Source organism: Serratia sp. HNCC26DJ244, assembly GCF_057180565.1.
In genome coordinates this window covers 1-633 of sequence record NZ_JBXUGO010000101.1, presented here as the reverse complement: position 1 = coordinate 633, position 633 = coordinate 1, and the positions used below count along the sequence as shown (strand labels likewise).

General features: G+C 52.0%; 1 protein-coding gene. It reads right to left on the bottom strand.

The window, feature by feature from the left end; all coding sequences use genetic code 11:
- Positions 1 to 416: 416 nt before the first annotated feature.
- Positions 417 to 633: hypothetical protein (locus AC2A06_RS18770; protein ID WP_484381289.1), on the bottom strand; the 217-nt coding region annotated here is incomplete at its 5' end.

The following is a 633-nucleotide window of genomic DNA, read 5'->3' as shown; positions in this document are numbered from 1 at the left end:
CTTCCGTGCTGCAAGACAAAAAGGCGAAATAACCGGTATAAGCACCGATAAGAAATGAGCTGCAATAACCCCATAACGTCTCTGAAGGTTAAATGTGCTCGAGGGGTGAGTGCCATTGAAGGCGCTGCGCGAAGGTATGACGCATAGGCGAACCCGCCATGGAGGGCGGGTTCAGGCGAGATGAACAGGGACGTGAATCGCAGCCGGCCGTGATGCGCCATGGCGTAGCGCGGGGAGTCGCGCCAGCGACCGCCTGATCTGGCACAGGGCCGGGGTGCAGGGGGCTGGCTCTTGAGCCCCCTGCTCGGGCGCATTCTTCGGTGGAGAATGGAACACCGCTCATCCTGCGCTCGAAAGCCATGCCGAGCTACAGAGGGAATATTAATGGCAATTAATTTCAGCGTAATACTGACCAATCAATCAGGTGAGCACGGTGGTTGACGCCATTGAAGGCGTTGAACGCAGACACGGTGTGCCCATAAGGTAAAAAGCGCCAGGCGACCAAAACCTATCACGATAAAAGCAGAATAATGAATTTTTCTTAGCCGTTGATACCCATCAAACAAAAACATCCCTTTATTTACCCTGAAATTGAAATATTTCAGGTGTAAAAGCAAAAAGAACAAGAGAGAG